This window comes from Enterococcus sp. S86.2 (assembly GCF_059834485.2).
Genome location: NZ_CM206813.1, coordinates 19,841 through 43,250, shown reverse-complemented (window position 1 = coordinate 43,250; position 23,410 = coordinate 19,841). Strand labels below are relative to the sequence as shown.

Here is a 23,410-nt window from a genome sequence, read left to right as displayed (position 1 = left end):
ATTTATGACCTCAAACTAACGATTTACTCAAGAACATCCGATACTTAATTCTTGAAAATTCAATTTTTTATCGGAATCCAAATCTCAAGACAAGCATTTTTGCCCATTGCATTATAGGTTTCCAATTCTGGTCCTTCACATTTCTCATATTTCGTCTGGGGAAACCAAGTATTATATATTCTTCTATGTAGATCATCATAAATAGTCGGAACTTTTTCTAAATTATTGACGTCATACGCTTCACTTGAGAAAACGACATAGGTTTGTTCAGGAATCGTGAAAGATAAATCCTCGCTGGATTGACTGTTGCCATCTAGTACAAACCCTGTGAAATAGTTTAAATAATTTGAATTAGGTAGACTCGGATTAGCAACGGCGAAATAGGGTGCTCTGTTTACACCAAAGAAACCTTTTCTTATTACTTTGCTCTCTTCAAGTGTCTTCATTCTTGGATCCCCAAAAAAAGACATCCATTGTGTATATGTATTTTCTAGTAGTTTATCATCCAGCGAGACCTCTTTCATCTTTCCCACAATACGAAATTCTGGTAACTTCTCAATTCTATGAGGCATTACAGTTCCACCATCGATATTAAATTCGAAGCGAATTGGGGGAAAATAATTGATGGAAACACACGGATTATTAACCTGACTTGGCGTTATATTATGAAATTTGGAAAATGCTCTATTAAATGCGGAACGATTCGCATAACCACACATGTCGGCAACTTCATCAATGCTATACTCTGCTCGTAAAAGTTCTACCGCTTCTGATAAGCGCCGATTACGCACATAATTTGAAAAGGAATGGCCAGTCAGATAGGTAAAAAAGCGATGAAAAGTATACTCTGATAGCAAGGCTTGCTTTGCTAATAATTTAAGGGATATATCTTCAAAAAGATGGTTTTCGATAAAATCTAAGGTTGCCGAAAAGCGTTTAATATCTGTGGTCATATAAATCTCCATTTAATTCTAGATTTTTTAAAATTTGGACACATCAAATTAACTTTTTTGTTCAGCTTATCATCAGCAGTTATTTAAGTACTAACAAAAAAGAATTATCTATTACATAATATTAATTTTTCTTACTGTTTTCAATTGGCTATCATCTAATTTCATTTTATTTACTGCCTATCACTTGTAATATACAAAAAAGGAACAAGCCTTTAACAGCAAAAAAACACCTTTTAGCTTGTTCGTAAATAAAAACAAAGGCGTTTTCCCACTATTAATGACGTAAAATTCAATTTTTATTCATCGTTAAAAATTACAGGATATTCTCTTTGTGAGTTTTAAGGTAACGTTGCTTTTCCGCTAACATTTAGATCAAATAATAGCTTGAATCCAAGTACAAGTATCGCTATACCGCAAAAGATTACGGGAAATTGAATCTCCACCTTATCTGCTAGTGGTCCAAAAAAAGCCATTCCCAGCGGCATAAACCCATTGTACATAATGCCAAATAGACTAAAGACTCGTCCAAGTTTTTCCTCGGGCACATTTTCTTGCAACAATGTCGTGGCGGAAGACTGCACTACCGGAATAAAAAAACTAATCATAAACATTAAGGCAACAAATAGCCAAAATTTATCTACAAAACCCAACAGCACTGAAAATAGGCCATAACAAATTAAGCCTAGGGCCATTGTCTTTTGTCGCGTTTTAAAGCCGCCCCACATACCCAGTATCAGTCCGCCAACCACCATGCCGGCAAAGCCCGCCATTTCATTGACACTTAAATACATATAACTGTCACCAAAAATGCGTTCAATCATTAAAACAGAAAGAAACCCTGATGGTGTACAGAGAAAAATGAAGGTACCAAATGCTAACAGTGTCTTTCTCACTAAACTGTTCTTTGCCGCATAGCTCACGCCACTTTTCATATCGCTAAAGAAACTAACTTTTTCCTTTGATGGTTCCGGCTTTTGATAAGGAATAACGACAAACAACAAAATCAGTAGACCTATTATGGCTGTCAGTACATCTAGTAACAAAATCACATAGAAGGGCGCCAAAGATAAAATAGCGCCAGCTACGGCCGGTGCGGCAAACTGGACAATAGCTAGCATACTGCTATTAATTCCGTTATAGCGTATTAAATGTTCTTCCGGCACGATTTGTGGAATTACAGCACTGACCGCGGGTGTTTGAATACCTGATCCAAGCGAGCGCAGCATGGATACGACTAAAAGCCAAGGTAATAGATCAGCTGTTCGGCCAATTAAAATGACCATTGCTAGCATAAACGTAACGACCGCAATGAAACTATCGGCTAAAATAATTGGTTTTTTCCTAGCATAGCGGTCTGCCAAGACACCACCGAAGAAAGAAACAATCAACTGCGGCAAGGTTCCGCTTAAAGAGAGTAGCGTAATCCAGAGACCCGAGGATGTTTCCAGTGCAACTTGCCAAATAATCGCCATTTGAACAATGGAGGAACCAAACAGCGTAATTGCCTGACTACTAATAAATAGCACTGTATTTTTTTGCCACGCTGGATTTGTCAGCGTACTTGCTTGCTTTTTCATTAAATCCCCCCTTATTTTTCGTGTAACACTAGGTTAACATCAAAAAATAAGGTGGTGGTATACTGGAGGGTTGCTTTCTTTTTAGCGTAATTCACGTAAAATGACTAGCATTTTTTTCGTATCCGCTAATGCTAAAGTAAGCGACGTTAGGTAACGATCTGCAACTGAGATGATATCTTCATTGTCCTCAGGCGTATCAATGACGGCGCGCAAATTGATGTTCCCCTGCTCTAATTGTGTAAGCATGCGCCTAATAGCCATTTGCGAGTAGTTTGCATGGCGTAAAACAGCAATAATTTTCAAGCGATTCAACTCCATTGCACCATACATTCGCCGATTTCCTTTGCGGGGAATTTCAATTAAACCATTACGTTCCCAATCCCGCAGGACATCCATGCTCACGCCAATTTGGATCGCCGCTTCCCTTCTACTTATTGTATTGCCCTCAAAGACAGTATCTGCTTTATGTGGATCAGCTAGAATCGTTTCTGTTAAGGTTATCGCCTCCAGCGCTTTTTGAATTTCCTCTTTAATTTGTGTTTGATACTTCTCGGTTTTTTCGATAGCACGAGAAAAGTTACCATTAGCCGCTGTTTTTACAATATCAATGGCGCTTTTCCGCAAATTACTACTGAGAATTTCTGCCTGAAATGCAAGTCGAATCAACTTTGCTTGTAAGAGATGCGTCTCATCAAAAATACGATAACCATTTTTCAAGCGCGGAATTACTGGCAAAAGTCCTTGCTCTTCATAAAAACGAATCGTATTAGGATGTACACCAATTGCAGCCGCCACCTCGGCCGTTCGATAAGTTTTCATTGGCATAATATGCCTCCTTTCACAAAGACCATTAGTTATCAGCTTGATTTCCTTTGATCCTTTTTTAAATATTTGCTGCCTTAGCTTCTAGCAAATTTACTTAGTCGAAGACAAATAGCCAATTAATTAAATTTTGTTATCAGCTTATGTCTCTTTTAGTGCAAAAAATAAATCTAGCTCTGGTTTTTTACCACTACTTTTTCAGTAAGGTATTCATATTCCATATTCAATACTTGACACTTAAATTGAAAAAGCGATTGCGTGTAGAAATCTTTTTTTGTTTTTCCACTTGCGTATCCCCGGGGTAGCATTTACTGCCGTCAAATAGTAACCAGCTAGCAAAATAAAATCCTAAACAAAAACAAAGCACGCGTTTATTGCTGGCTTCATTGAAAAAGTTAAACATTCAAAAATACATTTAAAAAAGCAATGACCACAACAATGATAGGTAAAAATCGGGTTTGTGCTTCTACTGTTGCTTGCAGTTTGAAAATTTTAGCGACAAGTTTGAAACAACACCACCCGATTAGCGTTCCGATTGTATTTGCTAAAAGATCATTGATATCCGTTGCCCGATATAACGTGAAGATTTGGCTAATTTCGATAGCTAAAGAAATGCCCGCGCCAAGAAATACCGTCTTGTACACCTTTTGAAAACTGCGGCTAATAAAAGGCAGTAAAAAACCAATTGGCATAAAGACCATAATATTTGCGATAAAGCCACTAGATAGCCCTTCTGCTAGCAGACGCCATTCCCACCTGGGATGAAAAACACCTTCACCTAATCGCAGCATGCGCTGCAATTCCCCCACTGTGGTAATGCCAAAAATATGCGTTAAGCCAATTTGCAAATAGTAAAACAGCAATAGTGCCGGAAGCAAAATCGCAATTTTTCGCCGCCAAGACAATTTAAACGACAAAATATAAGCTGTAATCAAAATAACGCCGATTAAAGCTAAGGGATTTACAAAAAGAATTTCCCATAAATAATCAAAAATTGTGTAGTTATCCATGTTATTTCCTCCATTTGGAAAAATGTAGCTGCTAGTGTACTACACAAAACAGTACACTAGCAGCTATTGTGGCGTCAATTTGGCTTAAAATACTTAAGAGAAAACTAAAACAATCTCGGAGTGCTGTCTTTCAAATTTGGCTAATCACTTGACTACCTGGCTAAAAACGCCCCCATTCTCAGACTTCTATTTCAAAATGTTTCATGTGAAACAAATTTTTTTGCTTTTTCAATACCAGCAACTCCCCCATTACTTATCTTTTATTTCAGACAAGTGCATTGCAGCCTTATTTTTCCATCGCCTTTTTTATTTGACTGCGGACGCGCCGCAATTTTTTGCGGTAATAAGCCCGCACTTGGCGGGAAATTTTCTTTTGCGGCTTACTTTTGGGATATTTCAAAGGAAACTGTCTTGTAGCTGTTATATTATCCTGCAGCTGGTGACTGTCAATAAGTAACGAAGTAAAAGCCCGCTGTTCACTTTCACTTAGTTCTAGATAAATTTGCTGCAGCATTTCCGCTAATTCAATGTCTGCGATAAAATCAAAGGGCGCCTGAATTTGCTCGGCGTCTTCTTCTAGCAATGTTTCTGGTCGCTTTAAATATTTGCGACGACAGTCTTGGCAAAGCCACTGAAAACGGCGAAATAGATAACTGTTATTGTAATCTTCTTTGAAAATTTCCAAATCCCGATAATCATGCAGCAGCTCAATTAAATTAAACCGCATCTCTTGCAGACAGTCATCATACTCACTATTTTGCACAAAGATATTCTCTTTAGCCAAAACGCGACGAAACAAGGTATCGTAGTGCTCCAACGCTTCATTCATCAATTGTTCTTTCATCTAAATTTCCTCTTTTGCTTTATTCCGGCCGGTAACTATATTTTAGAAAAAGAAGACTTACTGCTACCTAAAAATAAACAGCAAAAGAACCCCATTTTAGCTGACAACCCTGCAAAAAAATAGCTATAGTTAATTAAAGTTCTTTTTGAAAGGAAGCGATTCAATGACCTATGTCCCAATTGACGAAAACTGTTTAAAGTTCCATTTACGCCCCGAAATCAGTCTAATTCGAGCTAAAATCTCCCCTTTCTTGCCGCAGCAACCTTTTATTTTGACCAAAGATTCTCGTCATCAGCTGGCTGATCAGCTTATTCCCCATGCCGAGCTTTCCCTTGGCAAAACATATTATGCTTTAATCCCCTACGAAAAACTAAAATGCCAGTATTCTCTTGTTTTTAGTGATGAGGGGTTGGCGCTAGTTTATGGTACGCCGACACAATTACTTAAAAAGCGCATCCTCCCTGCCTACCGCTGCCAAGACAGCGAACTTTATTTTGAAGCCGTCGCAAGCCTTTACCACTTCAAAAAAGCACCTTTTGCTACCCGCGATTTTTGCCTTTTACCCTTAACTGGTAGCAAGACCGCCCCGAAAAACACGGTCTGGATCAATCCGATTATTCTGGCTGATTTTTACTGCGCCAACCATCAGAATATTGTCAAAACTTTATTAGGTTTTGATTGTGTCATCCCCATTAAAAAAACTGCTCTGATTCACTGCATGAGTAAAGCCTTCATTTTGCATACCCAAATAAAAAAAGAAGAAAATTATGATCGTCTCACCCAAATCGATTCGGTCGCCAAATACTTAAACATCGATCCTACACCTTTGATTAACGCCGCTTGCAGTGAAATTGACAGCAGACAACGCCATTGGCCCAATCAGTTTTTCTACCCCCACTACGACACGCTGCGCCACCATAAAGCCGTTCAATCATTATGCGAAGATTACGAAACCTGGTATGACAACCAACACAAAATTACCGCTTTTCTTTAAAAAAACTTATATGCAGCCGTTTGTCGCAAACTTTGAGCGATCAGTTACAAAAACCCTTCTACAACTTTTTACTGAATTTTAGTTTTAAAAAGACACAGGGATCTTTTTTAACAACTACCCACAACAAAAAACTAAAAAAACGGTTGTGACAAAGGCAAACTTTCCTTTATCACAACCGCTTTTATTCATCTTACGTTACATGGCGTCCTCCCGCAGAGAAAGCGATGAAAACTTATTGTATTCTTTAATAAACATCAATTCCACCGTCCCTCTGGCACCAGAACGATTTTTTTCGATAATAACTTCGATAATATTATCGCGGGTGTCTTCTTGTTCATCTGGATCATCTGAATCCCGTTGATAATAATCATCCCGGTATAAAAAGGCAACGATATCGGCATCTTGCTCAATGGAACCAGATTCCCGAATATCAGACATCACGGGCCGTTTATCTTGCCGTTGTTCTACCCCACGGGAAAGCTGAGATAAGGCAATAACCGGCACTTTTAATTCTTTCGCCAATTTTTTCAACTGCCGAGAAATTTCAGAAACTTCTTGTTGGCGATTTTCCCGTCCAGTCCCTTCAATCAATTGCAAATAATCGATTAAAATCAAACCCAAATCTTTTTTTTCTTGGGCCAAGCGACGACAACGGGCGCGAATCTCAGAAACTTTAATCCCCGGGGTATCGTCGATAAAAATACTGGCACGGGATAAACTTCCCATTGCCACCACTAAATTGCCCCACTCTTCATCGGTTAATTGACCGGTCTTCAAATGCCCTGCGTCAATCAGACCTTCGGCACAAAGCATCCGCTTAACTAACGATTCCGCATCCATTTCCAGACTAAAAATCGCCACCGAAGCATCGGTTTTCGTCCCAATATTTTGGGCGATATTTAATGCAAAGGCCGTTTTCCCCACCGCGGGCCGGGCAGCTAAGATAATTAATTCCCCTTGCTGCAAACCAGCCGTCATTTTATCTAATGCCGGATAACCAGTTGGAATCCCCGTGATGGCTTCATCGTTTTGCGCTAATTGATCGATGTTGCGGAAGGTTTCTTGCAGCACGTCCTCAATGGCTTGGAAACCATTACTATTACGGCGCTCAGAAACCTCCAAAATTCCCCGTTCTGCATCTTCGACAATGGCCGAAACGTCTTCATCTTGTTCATACCCGGCGGCGACAATTTTATTTGCAGCCTGGATTAAATTGCGCAATAATGCTTTGTCCGCGACAATTTTCGCATAAAAGCCAATGCTGCCTGCATAAGGCGTCGCTTGGGATAATTCAACTAAATAGCCGACACTACCGACATCTTCTAAAGCATTGCCTCTTTCCAATTCTGCTTTTAACGTCACCACGTCAACGGCTTCATTACGATCAAATAAATTGATCATCGCTTGGTAAATCAGCTGATGGCGCCGCTGATAAAAATCTTTGGCACTCAAAACTTCCATCGCATTAATCAGCTCATCGGGAGCCAAAAAAATCGAACCTAAAACAGCCTGCTCCGCTTGAATATCTTGCGGCGGCATGCGGTCTTGCCACATATCTTCTACTGCCATAATTATAATCGCTCCTAAAAGTTTTCAGTCTACTAATTTTACATAACTTTCAGTAAAAGTACAATATATGGCAAGTGCCTCCCAAGAGAAAAAATGCGTCAAAAAAATGCTGTCCATCCCTTTAAAGCAAGCTTTAAAAAAGTGTTAAAAAGCTTTTTAGCTTGGGATTGGGCGGCTTTATTTTTTGATGTTAACTTTTTGTTGTGCGTTCTTTGAAGGTATAAATTAGACGTTAACTTCATATTACGATTATAAAAAAAATCCATGGCAAAAAAATTTGCCATGGAATCAGTGCAATTGCATTAGTCGCTCACAATATATTGTTTTTCTACTATTTTACCGTGACCTTTGAATGGGTAGGAAATTACCATCACACCTTCACATGTATCGCCTAAGCCTGAATATAGCTCACAAAAATCATCAGTGTGGTAAATCATCCCTGAAGGAAAACAACAATCTTGTAAAAAGGCTCGTTTAGCCGGTGCAGTTGGATAACAACTTCTTGTTGCAATGATTTGATAATCTGCTATTTCTAATGTAAGAGGGTTCAATACAAAAGAAACTATGGTATACACGCTTTGATCATCTTGGTTAAAAGATAAGTGACCAATCACACCAACTTTACCAGAATCGAGTAAAAATGCTTGATTGACGCCGCCCCATTCTAAATCGGCAAATAAATTAGGTAATATTTTCGCTTGATTAATTTTGTCAGCCGTCAACTCGTTTAAACTGTCGATAATCGTAAAACCAATTAATGCTTCACTACCATACGTTGCAATTAGCTCTTTATCCCGTGGCCGCGAAAAAACACCGATTCTGCCATCAGCAAGCGGGACAATACGAATGTCTTTCATATTTTTTGGACCCGTAGTGAAGTATTTTAAATTATCTAATTGTTTGCCATAGTAAAAATACCCATAATATGCGTCTAAAACATCTTCTTGTTTCACCTGAACATGGGTACCACCAAGGACAAAATCATCCGCTATTTTAGCAATATATGGATCTTCCAGTTGGTAAATCATCGCATCTTCAACTAAGGTCCAATGATTTTTTTCTACCCTAATAAATAATCTTACCCATGAACGCATCCATTCATCACGGCGTTCAACACGACCAAATAAATACCAGTTTTTTTCAATTTTGAAAGGTTGCGAACAATTGTATACATCGAATTCTTCAACACCTGAAAATGTCAAAATGTCAGCTTGAGGGTGATTTGAAACGTTGGCTTCAAATTCTCGTTTTCTTTGATCTGCCTTCATACTAATCTCCTTATAGTTCTGTCAGCATTTGATGAAAATCGCTTTTTAGCGCTTGCAATTTTGATTCTGTTACCTGTTTTGAAGAAGCGTTTACTGAATAGTAAATCTTAAATTTAGGTTCTGTGCCAGAGGGTCTGACACAAACCCACGACTCATCTGCCAAAATTAATTTTATAACATTGGATTGTGGCAGCGTTAGTTTGGTTACTTTCTGCGTTACTAAATTCTTTTGCGTACCTAAGCCATAATCTTCTTTAAACACAACTGCCTCACCTGCTAAGTGGGTCACTTCTTTTTGACGTAAGTTTTCAACTAATTGTGCCATTTCCGCAATACCATCTTTTCCTAGAAAAACTTTTGTTTCTAAGTCATCTTCAAAATAGCCATATTCTTGGTAAATTTCTTCTAGTCGATCTACTAGGCTACGATCTGACAGCTTACAAACCAATGCAACTTCTGCCAATAACGTGGCCGCTTGGATTGCATCTTTGTCGCGGACAAAAGGAGAAATTAAATAGCCAAAACTTTCTTCATAACCAAAGAGAAATTTTTTGTCTTGTTTTTGTTCCGATAATTTGATTTGTTCACCAATAAATTTAAAGCCTGTTAATGTATTACGTACTTGCAGTCCGTGTTTTGCTGCAATTTTTGCACCTAAATCAGAAGTAACAATTGTCTTTGCTAAAAAATAATTTTTCACATCCGCTGGTGATTTTTGTTGGATCAAATAGTCCAAGAGTAAAACACCAATTTGATTACCATTTAAATAAATCGGTTGGTCTTGTTTAAACACAACTACGCCTAAACGATCTGCGTCCGGATCAGTAGCAATTAATAGATCAGCTGGATTTTTCTTTGTTTCTTCTAATGCCAAAGCAAATGCTGCCTGATCTTCTGGGTTAGGAGAAGTCACAGTAGAAAAGCCTGGATCTGGATCTTCTTGCGCTGAAACAAGTCTTAAATTATCAAAGCCAAAGGCAGCAAAAGCCTTTTTGATTAAAACTTTTCCCGTACCATGTAGTGGTGTGTAAATAACCGCTAAGTTTTTACCTTCTTTTGCGACTAATTTTTGATTTTGTACAACATTTTTTAATTCTTCAATATACCACTGATCTGCTTCTTCAGAAAATACAGTAATCCGGTCATTTTTTTCATAGTAGGCACGAGATTTTGCGGTAATTTGAAGTTCATCTGTAATACTTTCTAATAACGTCATTAGGCGTTCAGCAGTTTCCAGCGTAATTTGACCACCATCTGAGCCATATACTTTAAAGCCGTTGTATTGTTTGGGATTGTGACTAGCCGTTATCATAACTCCTGCAAAAGCATGATAGTGACGAACTAGATAAGAAAGTTCTGGCGTCGGGCGTAATGTATCAGACAAAAAAACTTTAACACCGCAGGCTGCTAAAATGCGCGCCGTCCATGTGGCAAACTCTTCTGATTTATAGCGGTTATCATAAGAAATTACTACGCCACGCTCACAAGCGGAAGAACCATTTTCTTCAATATAGCGTGCCAGCCCTAGCGCAACGCGTTTAATCGTATAATTATTAATTCGATTCGTACCCGCCCCTAGTTCTCCGCGCATACCACCTGTGCCAAACTCAAGATAACGATAAAAACGATCTTCTAAATTTGCTTGGTCAGTCACTTGGTCTAATTCATTTTTCAAGTCTAAATCTAAAGTCGCAAAATCTTGCCACTCTTGTAATTTTTCTTGCCAATTCATTCCTGCTAGCCCTCTTTTGTTTGTCTAATAATTTCAGCAATGGAGAAGGTGCAACCTGCCATTGAAGTATCTGCGACACCGTAATACATGGTTAATTGATCTTCTTTTACTATCCCGCCAGATCCAAAGACAACATCGCTAAAGAAACCATTCTTTTCATATTCAGCATCTGGTTCCATAATTGGTTGGTTAGAGCGCGCCAAAACTTTAGTCGGATCTTCTAAATCTAGTAAGGCTGCTCCCATACAGTAACGATGTTCGGGTGTCGCGCCGTGGTAAAGAACGAGCCAGCCTTCTGCCGTTTTGATTGGCACTAAACCACCACCCACACGACCACTATCCCAAGAATCTGGGCGAATACCGATTAAATGTTGGTGATGTCCCCAACTTTCTAAATCTGGAGATGACGCAATCCAAATATCATAGTTTCCGATACTTTTAAGCGAAGGACGATGCAGTGCATAATACTTCCCATTAATTTTTTCTGGAAAAATTAAAACGTCCTTATTCTCTGGTGCAAAGATATTTCCCAAATCTTGATAGCTTTCAAAATCTTGCGTAGCAATCAATGAATCACACACACCTACAGGAGATACTGAGCTAAAATTAACGTAATACGTGTCACCAATTTTTGTACAACGCGCATCTTCAATCCCATAATTTTGGTATTCGTTAAATGGATATAAGAAGGCTTTATCATCAATGGTGAAGTTATGACCGTCTTGACTGCGGGCAATGCGAATATAAGAAATAGAGGTCAAATAAGCAAAACTATCAAGCTTATCTGTATGACGAATCATACGAGGATCTTCAAAATCATATTTGGGATCATTACGATTGAATTCAATAATAGTCATTTCTTTTTTTTGTGCATCATAAACTGGAGCTTTAATAATTTCTGGATCTTTAGAGATGGGTCTTTCTGCTACGCGTAGTAATAGCAATACTTCATCATTGTATTTGGCAACGCCGCCATTAAAGGCTCCAATCACTTCATAACCTTCATGAAGTGGCGTCACATCTTTAGGTGTAATTAACGGGTTCTCTGCAAAACGATCTATTTTCATGTCATAACCTCTATCTAAACGGATTTTCAATTTCTAATTTTTGAGCACCAGCATCACTGATCCCAGCATATATCACGGCTTTTTGATCTTTCATAACAATCCCGCCACTAAAAACAACATCAACTAAATCTGGCCGTTTAGCTGGTCCAGCTGCGAAATCTTTTCTTTCGGCAATAATCTTGGCATTTTTCATGGCGAAGTTGGCTAAGTCTAATTCAAAAGCCATTGCGTAATAATGACGATTATTTTCTTCATCAAAGTTCGCAATATGCCCTAAAACCCAAATAGATGTTTTAGTTTGATGAATTTCATTGGCTCCGCCCCACTGACTATCTGTAAACTGATTTGCTAGTAACGGTGCATCTTCAATAAGCGCAACGGACAAAGATGCTAAGTCGTCAATAATCACAGCTCCAATTTTGCCGCGTCCACCTTTTGTACCTTGTGGACGTGTTAACACAAGAATTTTCCCATCATTTAATTGTTTTAAACGTAAATCTTTCATTCCCCATGGACCGGCAAAAATTTGGACAGCATCTTGGCTGGTTTCTAAACGGTAAAAGACGGTACGCCATTTGGCTTGTCCTGACGAAAGAAAGCTTACTTCCACGCCGCCTAAAATGATGTCACCATCAATTTCGGTAAAGAAAGGATCTTGTAAAGAAAGACGAACGCTTTCTTTAATAGGCACCCACGTATTCTCTTCAGCTTCTGTAAACAAGACGATTTCTGAATGTTCATCATCTCTAGACTCAACTCTACCTGCAAGAACCACTTGTCCCTCTAGCAAAAATGGCGCCGTAATATTATAAACATCTTTGTCTGCTACATCTTTGAATGTTAAGACGGTTGCTTTAGAATAAAGTTGCTCTTCACGGTATTTTTTTAATAGCTCTTCCGCATAAATCATTTAATTTCTCTTTCCTATCCAACCTGCTCTTTCGGGCAAGTAAATTTTATTTTTTGCTAAATACGGCCCATTATGGGACCATAACGTCTGCCACGGCCTATCTTCCAATAGTTCAATCTGACGTGGTTTCTCGGAAAAGTTCAGTATCACGTGAATATCACCGCTCCAATAAGAAAGCAGGTCATTTTCTGCTTGAATTTTTTCTAAGGGTAAAAATGGACCTTCTTTATGCCGCAGTGCAATTAACGCTTTGTAGCCAGCCATAATTACTTTTTCTGACTCGTTCACTTTTGCTGAGCCAATCCACCCCTTTATATTAAAGGGCAACATTCCTCTTGAACGATCACGATTAACTAGGTTTGCTGCTGCTATCGCTCTTACTTCACCGTCAGAGGGCAATAATTCAAAATACTTATTTTTCGCTTGAATATCACGAATATCTGTCAAATTAGCAGCTAAGAAATCACCTAACCCTAATTCTTCTCCTTGAAATAAAAAAGTTATGCCATGGTTGATTGTTAATAAGACAATTAACAAGTAATAAACATCTACGTTTTTGTCTGCCAAACGCTCCCAAGACCGACTCATATCATGACTATTAAAAAAGAGCGTTGGCAATTTTTCAGCAGCAGTATTCATAGCTTCATACTGGCTTGCAAAATAATTTAAATTCAGTTTTTCTTGACTACCTAAATTGAAATTAAAAGCGGTATCAAATAACTCCGCCCCAACATACTGTTCAATACATTTAAGATCATCGGAGCTAATTTCGGCTACAGTAAACAGTTCTGGATTGCAGTTTTTAATATACGCATTGATTTCTTTTAAAATAGCGAGAACACCTGGTTGATTTACATCATTTTGGTGAATCTGTCGCCTGGTTTCATCAACTGGATTATCTTTAAAGTCCTGGCTGACAGTTAGGTTATTAATCACATCAAAACGAAAACCATCAATACCTTTTTTTATCCAAAAATCCAGTATTTGAAAGATTGCTTGCTTGACGGCAGGATTGTGCCAATTTAGATCAGCTTGTTCTTTGGCAAAACTGTGATAATAATATTGTTGGCTTTTTTCATCGTATTCCCACGCCGACCCACCGAAAAAACTTTCCCAATTATTCGGTCTATCTCGCCAGATATACCAATCTCGTTTTTTGTCCTCTGTACTTTGTAATGCTGATTGAAACCAAGGATGTTGCGTCGATGTGTGATTAAAAACAACATCGATAATGACGTGCATCCCACTTTTTTTTGCCACTTGAATTAGTTCTTCTAAATCTTGTAATGTGCCATATTGCCTGTCTACATCGCAGTAATCTGACACATCATATCCATTGTCAATTTTTGGTGATGGATAAAAAGGTGTCAGCCAAAGTGCATCTATCCCTAATTGCTTCAAGTAAGGCAATCTTTCTTTTATTCCGTTAAAATCCCCAATCCCATCGCCATTACTATCTGCAAAAGAAGGTAGATAAATTTCATAAAAAACAGCTTTTTCCCACCACATATTTGTTTGCTCCTACTTCAAAGTAAATTGCATGCCATCTTGGAATCGTTTAGAGAAGATTAAAAATAAAATAATCAAAGGTAATGTCAGCAATACCGAAGCAGCATACATTGGTCCAGGATACGTACCATAAGGGCCAAACATTTGAGAGATTAAAACATTCAACGTAACCGTACTATCACTTTTTGAAACAATCATATCCCACAATAAGTTGGTCCAACGATCCGTAAACAAGAATAAAAAGATGACTGTTGTAATAGATTTAGACATTGGTAAAACAACTTTAAAAAGTACTTGCAATTCAGAAGCGCCATCTAATTTTGCTGCTTCAATTAAGGCATCGGGAATTGCTTTAAAAAAGTTGGTATACATAAAAATTGCCCACAAGCTAATCGCCGTTGGAATAATCATACCTGCGTAAGAATCAAGTAATCCCACATTTGTAATCATTAAAAATTGTGGAATCAACAAAATAATGGCTGGGAAAAACATTTGGAATAAAATAAAATTATTAACAAATTTTTTGCCTTTAAATTCAATTTTTGCTAAGGCATATCCCACCATCAATGCAAATAACAACATTAAAAACGTCGCGATGGTAGCTACGATAACCGTATTAATAAATGCGCCCACCCAAGGAACATTAGCTGAAGTAGCCGATCCGCCAAATAACCACGTCCATGAACGCAAACTAAAATGACTCGGAATTAATTTGCGGTCCACTTGGTCCCATGATGCAAAAGAATGCATTACCAGATAAATAAACGGAAAAATCATAACTAACATTACTAATGTCGTAACAACATATAATAGAATGGTTTGTCCTTTCGTTCTTTTAAGTCCAACCATTTCTTTCACCCCATTTTTCTAAAAGCTTGCGAATGATTCCAATTGATGCAAAAGTGACCACAGAGGCTAATAAAGCTACAGCAGAAGCATAACCTGACTTCAAACCGACAAAGGCTTGATTGTAAATTTCCATTTGCCACGTATTAGTAGCAAAATTAGGACCCCCACCAGTCAATTGATAGACCTCCGTAAATATGCCGAAACTAACCCCCACAGCAAGTACAGCCACTGTGAAGAAAGCGGGATATAACATTGGAAATGTGATCTTCCAAAAACGATTCCACGGTGTGACACCATCAATAGCCGCAGCTTCATAAATTTCTTGATTAATATTGCTTAAACCCGAAATTAAAATCAGACCATAATAGCCAGACATTTTCCAGGCAATCATCAAGGACACAATAATGATGGCCGTATGTGGATTTCCTAGCCAATCAATATCCCAGCCCATTTTATTACGTAAAAATGTATTGAAAGGACCGTTATAAGATAGTAATCCCTTAACAATCAAGGAAGTTACAACACCACTGGAAAGATACGGTAGGAAAAAAGCTACCATATACAAACCTTTTAACTTCGGTAAACTATTAACTAAAAGTGCAATAATCATCGACATAATCATGGCCATTGGAACAAAAACAATCAAAAACTTATATGTAACAACAAAAGCCGCTTGAATCGCGGGACTTTTGACTGCATCGATAAAATTTTTGATTCCAACAAATTCAACATCTGGTGAGATCATGTTCCAACTTGTTAAGGCTAGCCAAAATGACCACAGTAATGGTAAAAGGAAAAATATAAATGTAAAAATAAGGTATGGGCTGGTAAATAACCAGCCCAATTTTGTATTTTTGTTCATTATTGAAGCGCCCCTTCAACGGCTTTCTTTGCATCTGTAACGGCTTTAGCCAGTGCTTTTTCACCTCGAACAACAGGTACCCATGCTTGTTCGCCAAACACTTGTTGAATATCGTTGTACTTTTCATTATCCATTGCTGGAACTGCATTTGGAACGTTAGCAGCATAAACTTCCATTACTGGATTTTTTTCGAAGTATTCTTTAAACGCAGCATTTTCTGTTGCATCATCACGTGCAGGAATCAAAGAAGTTGTTTCTAATAATTTCATATCATTATTTTCATCACCAAAAACAAATTCTAAAAATTTCATCGCAGCAGCTTGTTCTTTTTCCGTTGCTTGCGCGTACATCACAATTCCCTTAGCATCAGCATATGTGGAAACATTTTCTTCATTAGCTAATTCATCTGGGACAACGGGTGTTGTAACTGTGTAATTTTCACCAAATTTTAGCTCTGGATATTTTTCTGCCCAGTTCGGGAATGTCCAAGGGCCAATGTCGGTCATAACGCTATCGCCATTTTCAAATGGATCAGTCGCTTCACCAGTGCGCAAAACTTTATCTTTAGATAATGTGCTCATTAAATCAAAAACATTTTCCATTGCTTTTTCATCTGCAACAAATTTATTATTTTCAACAAAATTGGCACCTTTACTTGCTGCGTCATACAATGGGAAGAAGTCAAACCAACGCATCCAAGCAGTTGGATCGGCAATATCTTTTTTCGCCCACAAGGCTTTATCTGTACCTTTAATTTTTTCGACAACTTTTAATAATTCTGAGTATGTCTTAGGCGGTTCATTAAAACCTAGCTCTTTTAATGTATCTAAACGCCAACCAAACAAAATTGGATTTGAATAGACTGGTAAAACGTATTGACTGCCATCAGAAAATTTCCAGCTCTCGATTGTTTTACTCATATTTCTTTTTTCGACAACATTTTTAAAGTCACTTTCTTTATCTAATGGTAAAATTGCCTTACTAGCTGCTAACTGTGCCGCAAAACTACGATTAATATTTTCAGATAGTGTGGGTGCCGTTTTTGATGCAATTGCACTTTGAATAGTGGCTTCAGAAGATGGGCTTTCTTTCATTTGACTAACTTCAACATCGATATCTTTGTTTTGTTTCTCAAATTCAGTCGCCATTTCTTCCCAATACTTTACTTGGGTAGGATTTGGAGCGGCCCAAAAAGTAACTTTAGTTTTGCCATCACTTGAACCAGAATCTTTTGCGCCGGAATTGCCACAACCAGCCAAAGCAACAGTTCCTAACAATAAAGCAGAAATACCTACGATCAATTTGTTCATTTTCATCATCGTTCCTCCTAAATGGTAAACGTTTTCTTTACAACACGTATCTTACAATGTGTAATTCGTGTTGTCAATGTTTTGTAATGATATTTTTATAATTACATTTTACAATTACAAAACATTACATTTTTTAGTAATTTATGATATACTTAATACAAAGCTTAGAAAATCAGGTGATAAACATGAAAAAAGCGTCCATGCAAGATATTGCAGATGCACTGGGAATCTCAAAAAATTCAGTTTCACAAGCATTACGAAACAAACCAGGCGTCAGTCAAAAAACAAAAAACTTAGTATTACAAAAAGCCGATGAAATCGGCTACGAATACCAAACTACTCCTCTTACAAATAGAGAAAAACGCATCTTATTAGTAGCTACTGAATTTGCAATTTCACAAACAAGTTTCTTTGGGGAGATCATTAAAAGTATTGAAGATGCTCTTCGAAAAAAAGGGTGCCAGCTAGATATTCATCCATTGACTCAAAAAGAAATAAAGAATTTAACTTTACCGGCAAATATTTTAGATTATCATGGTGTAATTCTTTTATCGCATAGTGACAATAATTACATAAAGGAAGTTATCGCTACACAACTCCCGGTTGTGCTCGTTGACCATCATGATCCTTCTTTATTAGCTGATGCTATTCTTTCAAAAAATACAGATGGAACATTCCAAGCTGTTTCTCTATTGCTTGAAAATGACTTAAAGAGAATTGGCTTTATTGGTGACATTGAATTTTCACCAAGTTATTTAGAACGTTATCGGGGATATCATCGCGCACTGAGCGAGTATGGCTTGGCTTATGATAAAAAAATAGAAGTGACTCAGATTGAAGAAACACAAGGAGCACTTTTTAATAAGCTAAAAAATATTGAAAAAATGCCTGACGCTTGGTTTTGCGTCAACTCTGGTTTAGCATTTATGTTAAATAGTTACTTACAATCTGCTGGATATACTATTCCAGATGATATTAGTATTATTTGTTACGATGACACAGAATTTACGCGTATGGCTGTTCCGCCCATTACAAATATTGCAACTGACCTGCACTTTATGGGACAACTGGCTGTACAAGCTCTTATGCAAAGAATAGAAAATCCGGCTACGCCTTTTGTTCATCAACAAATTATTCCAAGTTTAAATATTCGCAGTTCAGTAAAACTTAAATAGTCATCCGAATTACAAATAAAAAAAGATTACAAACTACTTGTCATGTAGTTTGTAATCTTTTTTGTTAAACTAATGTAAAGTCGTTTTTATCCAAGACTCCCCCTTACGCCAACACTTGCCAACTTTTTTTCTGATCAAAATAAACCGCTTCTTTTTTAGCATTTGCAACTAATGTAGCAGGGTAGCCTAAAACGCCAAGTAACGCGATGGCGTTGCGGGATTTTGCTGCGCCTTGACGCAAGCGATAGTCAAATGTGATACCATTTTCAGCGGTGACTTGTTCTTCAAAATGGAGATTGTCACAACTGTTTTTCAAAATTTCGGTTAATTCGATGTCGTGAGTTGCGACAAAGGCCAAGCTAGCTTGTTGTGATAACCACTCTACTACACTGCTGGAGGCAGCAATTCGTTCGATCGTATTGGTACCTTTTAAAATTTCATCAATAAAGCAATAACAGCGTTCGTTGGTTGCAACTTTGTCCAATAAACGTTTAATTGATTTGATCTCAGCCACAAAATAGCTATCCCCTTCAAATAAATCATCTTCAACAGCCATCGAACTTAATACATGCCCTGGTTCTAATGTGAAGGATTCAGCAGTTGCGGTATTAATCGATTGCGCTAAAATGCAGTTGATTGCGATACTTTTGACATAAGTGGATTTTCCTGAAGCATTGGAGCCTGTTACGAGCGTATTTTTTTGCCAGTCGACTGGATTAGCCACGGCATGTTGAATTAAAGGATGATAAATCGCTTGTGCAACGACACCACCTTCTTTTACCACAGGCTGACACGTTAAGGGCATATACGTCCGAAAATTCAAAATCGCTAAGGCAACTTCTAAATCCCCCAAATTATCCCATAGTGAGATGGCCGCTTTATTGTACCGCGTAATTTTTCCTAATACATAATTATAAGAAATCAACGGCAATAAAAAGATCATATTAACCAGTTCAAATAAAATTTCGGCTTCTGAATTTCCTTTGACGCGAAAAGAAAAAGCAAATTTTTCAATGCCATTAAATGGTTTTACCTTTTCTTTTATGTCGGCTTGTAACGGGGTTGCAACTTTGCTTAATTTTTTAGCCAAAACCAGCGTTTGCACCAGATAACGCATGATTGTCAGTTCTCTTTCCAAACGAAATTTTTGGGTGAAATAGAGGATTACATTGAAAAAGAAGCTTAATAAAATAACAATTAAAAACAAAGCTGGTTGCAACGGTAATGCTAAAATCGCCAAAATTGGTATACATCCTAAAATAACATATAGCCATGTGTTTGGTAATTTATTTTTACCACCTTCTGCCAGATATTGCTTGGAAAAATTATTGTCTTGTTTCCCTAAATTTGCAAAAAGATATTGCACTTTTTCTCTTGTCGCTGAGTTTTCAGCAAAAAATTTGATTAAGGCTTCATAGCGTTTTTGATCGTTAAAGTTGTAATTGCGCAAACGCTTGTAAAGAGCTTCTGAACCTACGCTGGAGTAAGTATTGTTCAACAAGGCAAAAATACTAGCCATATCTAAATCATACCAAGTCAAATCATCGACTTCTGCTTCATAGTGATGATATTTTTTTTCTTCCAGCCAGGCTTCTTTCAAGCTTTCCTCTTGATCAAGCCGGCTTTGATATGGCTGTGTCCCCCATTTTTGTCGGATACTTTGTTTTAACTTCATCCTAGACCGGTAATTCAGCGCAACTAACACCACCGGTACAAAGACTGCGAGCGTTATGACTAAAATCATTTCTTGTGACATTTTTACACCTCATCAATTTTAGTTATTTCATTTTTTCGAACCTATTTTTAGTCCCACAACTAAAAACACGCATAAATTTTGCAATGGCTTCTTTTATAAAAAGTAAAAATAGCGATCCACTTGCAACGTGTCCTTATTATACCGGATATAATCTTTTATTTTTAAGCTTTTTTATTTCTGAGTTGTTCTGGCAACTGTAACGGATACGCTTTTATGCTAAAATTAAAATATCATTATAAAAAGCAGGCCTTTTTTCTATCTTTTAGTCAGGATTAAAATGACTTAACGGCCTAACTAAAAAGGAGACAGCTATGGAAATTGGCGATACACTGACTTTTGATCGTTTTACTTGGCGGATATTAGCAAAAGAGGAGCGGCGCCTCTTATTGATAACAGAAGATATTATCCAGCAGCGTCCCTATCATCACAAAAAAGGAGATGTCACTTGGGAAACCAGTGGAGTGAGAGCCTATTTAAACGACACCTTCTACCAATCATTTGCACCTCAAAATAGGGAAAAAATTTTAACTACTGAAATTTTGACAGCTGATAATCCCTGGTACAACGTTACTGGCGGCAATAAGACCTACGATCACATTTTCCTGCTAAGCTTAGAAGAAGTGGTCTGCCACTATTTTGGTGACAGCAGCAAAAACCTTATGCAAAAAAGCCCGAAACAACGGTATTGGTTCCAAAAGAAAGATCCAAATAATGATCAACGCCGCGCCTTTTATGATCAGCATATTTGGTGGTGGTGGCTGCGTACTCCTGGACGCGATTTGCAGCGGGCAATTTATATACACGGTGACGGCAACGTCGGAATTCAGGGTAATAAAACAGATCACTACAGTAGCACCACCATTCACCCTCTAACAGGTGATAATAGTGGTGGTTTGCGCCCAGCATTATGGCTTTCCCTTGATTCTCTCCACTGATTTTTAAATTTCCTAAGTTTACTGATACAAAAAAACAGTCTGATTTAGGATGCTTTTCTGATTGCAATATAAAGACAAAAACACCAACTTCTTCTGACGAAAAAATACGTTACGTCAAACAGAAATTGGTGTTTTTTAGTCTTATTTTTTATTTCAGAGAAATGGTTGACCTATATTCTCCACTTTACCAAATGCGCTCCTTGAAAAGCCGTTGTAGGCAATTAATTTTAGTAAACTGCACCGAGAAACAGTTTTAGTCTTCAAACATATTGTCTAGCTTGTGTTCTACTTTTTCCCATTCATCTTCATGTTTTGTGTCGCTAAAATCATCAGAATCAAAACGAATTACGCGGTACCAAGCATCTTGATGGCCACCAGAAATTGCCTGTAAATCGCCACCGGATACGATAAACGCTGCCGCAATAGACACAAAACCTATGCCAATACAAACTACGCCAAGTTTTACGATACGTTTAAAATCCATAAGCAGTCACCTGGCCTTTCATTTTGCCAATGATAAATTTGGTCAAATTAAAGGTGATCTTCAAAAGACTACCGCCAATTTTCCAAGTAATCACACCACAAATTAAACCTAATCCTAAAAGCAATGCACCACTGCCAAATTGAAGCAAACCAATTCCCAGACCATCACCAAAAGCAAAAAAAGAAGTCAGCATTGCAAAGGGTCCTCCGATAACGCCAGCTAAGGTGAAACTGCCGGTAATAATTAAGGGCACCCATAAAATGATGTAGGCACTAATAAATAAACAAAACGCGGCTAGCGCTAAACTGCCCCACAAAGGAAAGCCGAGAATTAATAAAATAATTACCCAAGGTGCAACTTTTTTCACCGCAGTTTGAGGTGTATTTCGCAAAAAATCTCCTTTGAAAAATTCAGATTGTGCCACGATTTCAGCCGGATCACCTACCATCGCAACAGCTTCTGCTTCAGTATAGCCATCTGCAATAAAATCTCGGATAACTTCATCATAATAATCAATAAATTCTGAGGCTTCTAATTGATCGACGCCTGCCGGCAACGCTGCCATCAAATTCGCTAAAAACTGTCTTCTATCCATTTTGCGTCAAACTCCTTCCAATGTACTCATAAATTGAGACAACTTGTTTTTTACCCTTATAAAAAATCTTCAAATTCTGCTGCCCTTTTGCTGTGATACGATAATATTTCCGTAATCGACCGTTAAATTCTTCTTTATACGTCTCAACTAACTGCTGTTTTTCCAATCGTTTCAAAATCGGATACAACGTGGACTCACTGATGTGAATGATAGGCGAGATATTTTTAACAATTTCATAGCCATAAGAATCTTGCTGCAATAAAAACGCCAATACACAGTATTCCAATAGGCCTCTTTTTAATTGACTATCCAAGTTATCACCGCCTTTATTATTACCTTACACCTGATACTATACATGACATAGTATTAGTGAGCAATTATTTTCTGTTACGAAGAATAAAAATCAGCCTTTGGTCTGAGAAGGAAAGCTTAAAGAGCTTGTGTGTCATGCTGGAAACCTAATTTTCTCAGCAAATCGTATCAGTCTTGATAAAAAAACAAACTTCCAAACATTCGATTTTTAATCTACAGTTGGAAGTTTGTTTGCCTGTTTTATTTTTAAATTCCGCGGTAATTTCGGCTTGTTGCCGTAGATCTACTTCAAGAAAGCGTTATTGGTTAAAATTTATTCTTCTCCAACATGAACTTTCAACGTTGCGACGACATCAGGATGCAACTTAGCCGGCACATTGGTGAAGCCAAGGGAGCGAATTGGATTTTCCAACTCGATTTTGCGTTTGTCAATTTTGACATTGTATTGTTTTTCCAAAGCAGTGGCGATTTGTTTTGAAGGAATTGACCCAAATAGACGGCCGTCCTCGCCAGCTTTGGCTTTTAATTCAATCACTGTTTCTTCTTTTTCTAATGTTTCTTTTAATGCTTTTGCTTCGGCCAAAATTTCAGCATCGTGCTTGTCTTGCGCTTTCTTTTTGGCTGCTAATTCAGCGACATTTCCTTTATTGGCTTCTTGTGCCAATTTATTTTTAATTAAATAGTTTTGTGCGTAACCAGTGGGTACTTCTTTGATTTCGCCTTTTTTACCTTTACCTTTTACATCAGCTAAAAAAATAACTTTCATGTTAATTTCCTCCTTGTAAAGCTGTTTATTCGACCTTGTTTACAGACATCTGCCAGTCAGGCTAAAAATTTTCTGACATTATGCATTTTGTGAAAGGTCAAATCAAGTCCT

The 23,410-nt window shown here is 37.7% G+C and carries 22 protein-coding genes; 3 read left to right on the top strand and 19 right to left on the bottom strand.

All coding sequences use genetic code 11. The features are described 5' to 3' along the window. Window positions 1-59 precede the first annotated feature (59 nt). The 5 genes from AC6R0T_RS00180 to AC6R0T_RS00160 all read right to left on the bottom strand — a co-directional run bounded on the left by AC6R0T_RS00180 (window position 60) and on the right by AC6R0T_RS00160 (window position 5,206). The gene (locus AC6R0T_RS00180) at window positions 60-953 is read right to left on the bottom strand and encodes an AraC family transcriptional regulator (RefSeq protein WP_303753680.1); all 894 of its coding nucleotides are present in this window, start codon (window positions 951-953) and stop codon (window positions 60-62) included. A gap of 338 nt (window positions 954-1,291) precedes the next feature. Next, window positions 1,292-2,530: an MFS transporter gene (locus AC6R0T_RS00175; RefSeq protein ID WP_303753679.1), complete on the bottom strand. Its 1,239-nt coding sequence runs from the start codon at window positions 2,528-2,530 to the stop codon at window positions 1,292-1,294. 81 nt (window positions 2,531-2,611) lie between these two features. Continuing rightward, window positions 2,612-3,355, bottom strand: a complete 744-nt coding sequence (locus AC6R0T_RS00170; protein WP_303753678.1) for a MerR family transcriptional regulator — start codon at window positions 3,353-3,355, stop codon at window positions 2,612-2,614. Window positions 3,356-3,747: 392 nt separating this feature from the next. Continuing rightward, window positions 3,748-4,362 (bottom strand): VanZ family protein, encoded by a 615-nt coding sequence (locus tag AC6R0T_RS00165; protein ID WP_303753677.1) that lies wholly within the window; start codon window positions 4,360-4,362, stop codon window positions 3,748-3,750. 286 nt (window positions 4,363-4,648) lie between these two features. Beyond that, the gene (locus tag AC6R0T_RS00160) at window positions 4,649-5,206 is read right to left on the bottom strand and encodes a sigma-70 RNA polymerase sigma factor region 4 domain-containing protein (RefSeq protein WP_303753676.1); all 558 of its coding nucleotides are present in this window, start codon (window positions 5,204-5,206) and stop codon (window positions 4,649-4,651) included. Between the two features lie 163 nt (window positions 5,207-5,369). On the opposite strand from AC6R0T_RS00160, the gene AC6R0T_RS00155 reads away from it, so the two are divergent. Then, window positions 5,370-6,200 (top strand): hypothetical protein, encoded by an 831-nt coding sequence (locus AC6R0T_RS00155; protein ID WP_303753675.1) that lies wholly within the window; start codon window positions 5,370-5,372, stop codon window positions 6,198-6,200. Between the two features lie 195 nt (window positions 6,201-6,395). Here the strand turns inward: AC6R0T_RS00155 and dnaB are convergent, their stop codons facing one another. From dnaB to AC6R0T_RS00110, 9 genes are all read right to left on the bottom strand, one after another. Next, window positions 6,396-7,769, bottom strand: a complete 1,374-nt coding sequence (gene dnaB, locus AC6R0T_RS00150) for a replicative DNA helicase (protein ID WP_206902952.1) — start codon at window positions 7,767-7,769, stop codon at window positions 6,396-6,398. Between the two features lie 302 nt (window positions 7,770-8,071). Then, window positions 8,072-9,037, bottom strand: a complete 966-nt coding sequence (locus AC6R0T_RS00145; RefSeq protein ID WP_230709788.1) for a DUF1861 family protein — start codon at window positions 9,035-9,037, stop codon at window positions 8,072-8,074. A gap of 10 nt (window positions 9,038-9,047) precedes the next feature. Next, window positions 9,048-10,769, bottom strand: coding sequence for a phospho-sugar mutase (locus AC6R0T_RS00140; protein WP_303753674.1), 1,722 nt, complete (start codon window positions 10,767-10,769; stop codon window positions 9,048-9,050). A 5-nt stretch (window positions 10,770-10,774) separates the two neighbouring features. Continuing rightward, complete coding sequence (locus AC6R0T_RS00135) at window positions 10,775-11,836, bottom strand: BtaManbiosPhlase (RefSeq protein WP_303753673.1); 1,062 nt, start codon at window positions 11,834-11,836, stop codon at window positions 10,775-10,777. 10 nt (window positions 11,837-11,846) lie between these two features. Continuing rightward, entirely contained in the window at window positions 11,847-12,746 is a 900-nt protein-coding gene (locus AC6R0T_RS00130) for a DUF1861 family protein (protein WP_303753672.1), read from the bottom strand. Continuing rightward, window positions 12,747-14,255: an alpha-amylase family glycosyl hydrolase gene (locus tag AC6R0T_RS00125; RefSeq protein ID WP_303753671.1), complete on the bottom strand. Its 1,509-nt coding sequence runs from the start codon at window positions 14,253-14,255 to the stop codon at window positions 12,747-12,749. Window positions 14,256-14,267: 12 nt separating this feature from the next. Beyond that, a complete protein-coding gene (locus AC6R0T_RS00120) occupies window positions 14,268-15,104 on the bottom strand; it encodes a carbohydrate ABC transporter permease (RefSeq protein WP_230709797.1) in 837 nt (278 codons plus the stop codon). Beyond that, entirely contained in the window at window positions 15,091-15,966 is an 876-nt protein-coding gene (locus AC6R0T_RS00115; protein ID WP_230709799.1) for a carbohydrate ABC transporter permease, read from the bottom strand. The genes AC6R0T_RS00120 and AC6R0T_RS00115 overlap by 14 nt, the downstream gene beginning before the upstream one ends. Beyond that, on the bottom strand, window positions 15,966-17,282 hold the full coding sequence (locus AC6R0T_RS00110) for an ABC transporter substrate-binding protein (protein ID WP_303753670.1): 1,317 nt from the start codon (window positions 17,280-17,282) through the stop codon (window positions 15,966-15,968). The genes AC6R0T_RS00115 and AC6R0T_RS00110 overlap by 1 nt, the downstream gene beginning before the upstream one ends. A gap of 179 nt (window positions 17,283-17,461) precedes the next feature. Between AC6R0T_RS00110 and AC6R0T_RS00105 the strand changes: the two genes are divergently transcribed. After that, window positions 17,462-18,451: a LacI family DNA-binding transcriptional regulator gene (locus tag AC6R0T_RS00105; protein ID WP_303753669.1), complete on the top strand. Its 990-nt coding sequence runs from the start codon at window positions 17,462-17,464 to the stop codon at window positions 18,449-18,451. Between the two features lie 103 nt (window positions 18,452-18,554). Here AC6R0T_RS00105 and AC6R0T_RS00100 read toward each other — a convergent pair whose 3' ends face one another. Next, window positions 18,555-20,207 carry a MutS-related protein gene (locus tag AC6R0T_RS00100; RefSeq protein WP_303753668.1) on the bottom strand — a complete coding sequence of 551 codons (1,653 nt, stop codon included), beginning with the start codon at window positions 20,205-20,207 and terminating at the stop codon, window positions 18,555-18,557. Window positions 20,208-20,518: 311 nt separating this feature from the next. Here AC6R0T_RS00100 and AC6R0T_RS00095 point away from each other — a divergent pair, with 311 nt between their 5' ends. Further along, entirely contained in the window at window positions 20,519-21,142 is a 624-nt protein-coding gene (locus AC6R0T_RS00095; protein ID WP_303753667.1) for a DUF6273 domain-containing protein, read from the top strand. Between the two features lie 253 nt (window positions 21,143-21,395). Here AC6R0T_RS00095 and AC6R0T_RS00090 read toward each other — a convergent pair whose 3' ends face one another. From AC6R0T_RS00090 to rplI, 4 genes are all read right to left on the bottom strand, one after another. Beyond that, the gene (locus AC6R0T_RS00090) at window positions 21,396-21,626 is read right to left on the bottom strand and encodes a hypothetical protein (protein ID WP_230709807.1); all 231 of its coding nucleotides are present in this window, start codon (window positions 21,624-21,626) and stop codon (window positions 21,396-21,398) included. Beyond that, window positions 21,616-22,221 carry a DUF1700 domain-containing protein gene (locus tag AC6R0T_RS00085; RefSeq protein ID WP_303753666.1) on the bottom strand — a complete coding sequence of 202 codons (606 nt, stop codon included), beginning with the start codon at window positions 22,219-22,221 and terminating at the stop codon, window positions 21,616-21,618. Before AC6R0T_RS00085 ends, AC6R0T_RS00090 begins: the two co-directional genes overlap by 11 nt. Beyond that, complete coding sequence (locus AC6R0T_RS00080; RefSeq protein WP_206902940.1) at window positions 22,214-22,534, bottom strand: PadR family transcriptional regulator; 321 nt, start codon at window positions 22,532-22,534, stop codon at window positions 22,214-22,216. The genes AC6R0T_RS00085 and AC6R0T_RS00080 overlap by 8 nt, the downstream gene beginning before the upstream one ends. A gap of 312 nt (window positions 22,535-22,846) precedes the next feature. After that, a complete protein-coding gene (gene rplI, locus AC6R0T_RS00075; protein WP_206902939.1) occupies window positions 22,847-23,299 on the bottom strand; it encodes a 50S ribosomal protein L9 in 453 nt (150 codons plus the stop codon). Window positions 23,300-23,410: the final 111 nt, after the last annotated feature.

Bases quoted from the DNA above. Each gene is read 5' to 3' on its own strand.
- AC6R0T_RS00095 (WP_303753667.1), top strand. From the start codon at position 20,519: ATGGAAATTGGCGATACACTGACTTTTGATCGTTTTACTTGGCGGATA.
- AC6R0T_RS00175 (WP_303753679.1), bottom strand. From the start codon at position 2,530: ATGAAAAAGCAAGCAAGTACGCTGACAAATCCAGCGTGGCAAAAAAAT.
- AC6R0T_RS00115 (WP_230709799.1), bottom strand. From the start codon at position 15,966: ATGAACAAAAATACAAAATTGGGCTGGTTATTTACCAGCCCATACCTT.
- AC6R0T_RS00110 (WP_303753670.1), bottom strand. From the start codon at position 17,282: ATGAAAATGAACAAATTGATCGTAGGTATTTCTGCTTTATTGTTAGGA.
- AC6R0T_RS00125 (WP_303753671.1), bottom strand. From the start codon at position 14,255: ATGTGGTGGGAAAAAGCTGTTTTTTATGAAATTTATCTACCTTCTTTT.
- AC6R0T_RS00105 (WP_303753669.1), top strand. From the start codon at position 17,462: ATGAAAAAAGCGTCCATGCAAGATATTGCAGATGCACTGGGAATCTCA.
- AC6R0T_RS00130 (WP_303753672.1), bottom strand. From the start codon at position 12,746: ATGATTTATGCGGAAGAGCTATTAAAAAAATACCGTGAAGAGCAACTT.
- AC6R0T_RS00120 (WP_230709797.1), bottom strand. From the start codon at position 15,104: ATGGTTGGACTTAAAAGAACGAAAGGACAAACCATTCTATTATATGTT.
- rplI (WP_206902939.1), bottom strand. From the start codon at position 23,299: ATGAAAGTTATTTTTTTAGCTGATGTAAAAGGTAAAGGTAAAAAAGGC.
- AC6R0T_RS00180 (WP_303753680.1), bottom strand. From the start codon at position 953: ATGACCACAGATATTAAACGCTTTTCGGCAACCTTAGATTTTATCGAA.
- AC6R0T_RS00085 (WP_303753666.1), bottom strand. From the start codon at position 22,221: ATGGATAGAAGACAGTTTTTAGCGAATTTGATGGCAGCGTTGCCGGCA.
- AC6R0T_RS00140 (WP_303753674.1), bottom strand. From the start codon at position 10,769: ATGAATTGGCAAGAAAAATTACAAGAGTGGCAAGATTTTGCGACTTTA.
- AC6R0T_RS00170 (WP_303753678.1), bottom strand. From the start codon at position 3,355: ATGCCAATGAAAACTTATCGAACGGCCGAGGTGGCGGCTGCAATTGGT.
- AC6R0T_RS00145 (WP_230709788.1), bottom strand. From the start codon at position 9,037: ATGAAGGCAGATCAAAGAAAACGAGAATTTGAAGCCAACGTTTCAAAT.
- AC6R0T_RS00135 (WP_303753673.1), bottom strand. From the start codon at position 11,836: ATGAAAATAGATCGTTTTGCAGAGAACCCGTTAATTACACCTAAAGAT.
- AC6R0T_RS00165 (WP_303753677.1), bottom strand. From the start codon at position 4,362: ATGGATAACTACACAATTTTTGATTATTTATGGGAAATTCTTTTTGTA.
- AC6R0T_RS00100 (WP_303753668.1), bottom strand. From the start codon at position 20,207: ATGTCACAAGAAATGATTTTAGTCATAACGCTCGCAGTCTTTGTACCG.
- AC6R0T_RS00090 (WP_230709807.1), bottom strand. From the start codon at position 21,626: ATGGATTTTAAACGTATCGTAAAACTTGGCGTAGTTTGTATTGGCATA.
- AC6R0T_RS00155 (WP_303753675.1), top strand. From the start codon at position 5,370: ATGACCTATGTCCCAATTGACGAAAACTGTTTAAAGTTCCATTTACGC.
- dnaB (WP_206902952.1), bottom strand. From the start codon at position 7,769: ATGGCAGTAGAAGATATGTGGCAAGACCGCATGCCGCCGCAAGATATT.
- AC6R0T_RS00160 (WP_303753676.1), bottom strand. From the start codon at position 5,206: ATGAAAGAACAATTGATGAATGAAGCGTTGGAGCACTACGATACCTTG.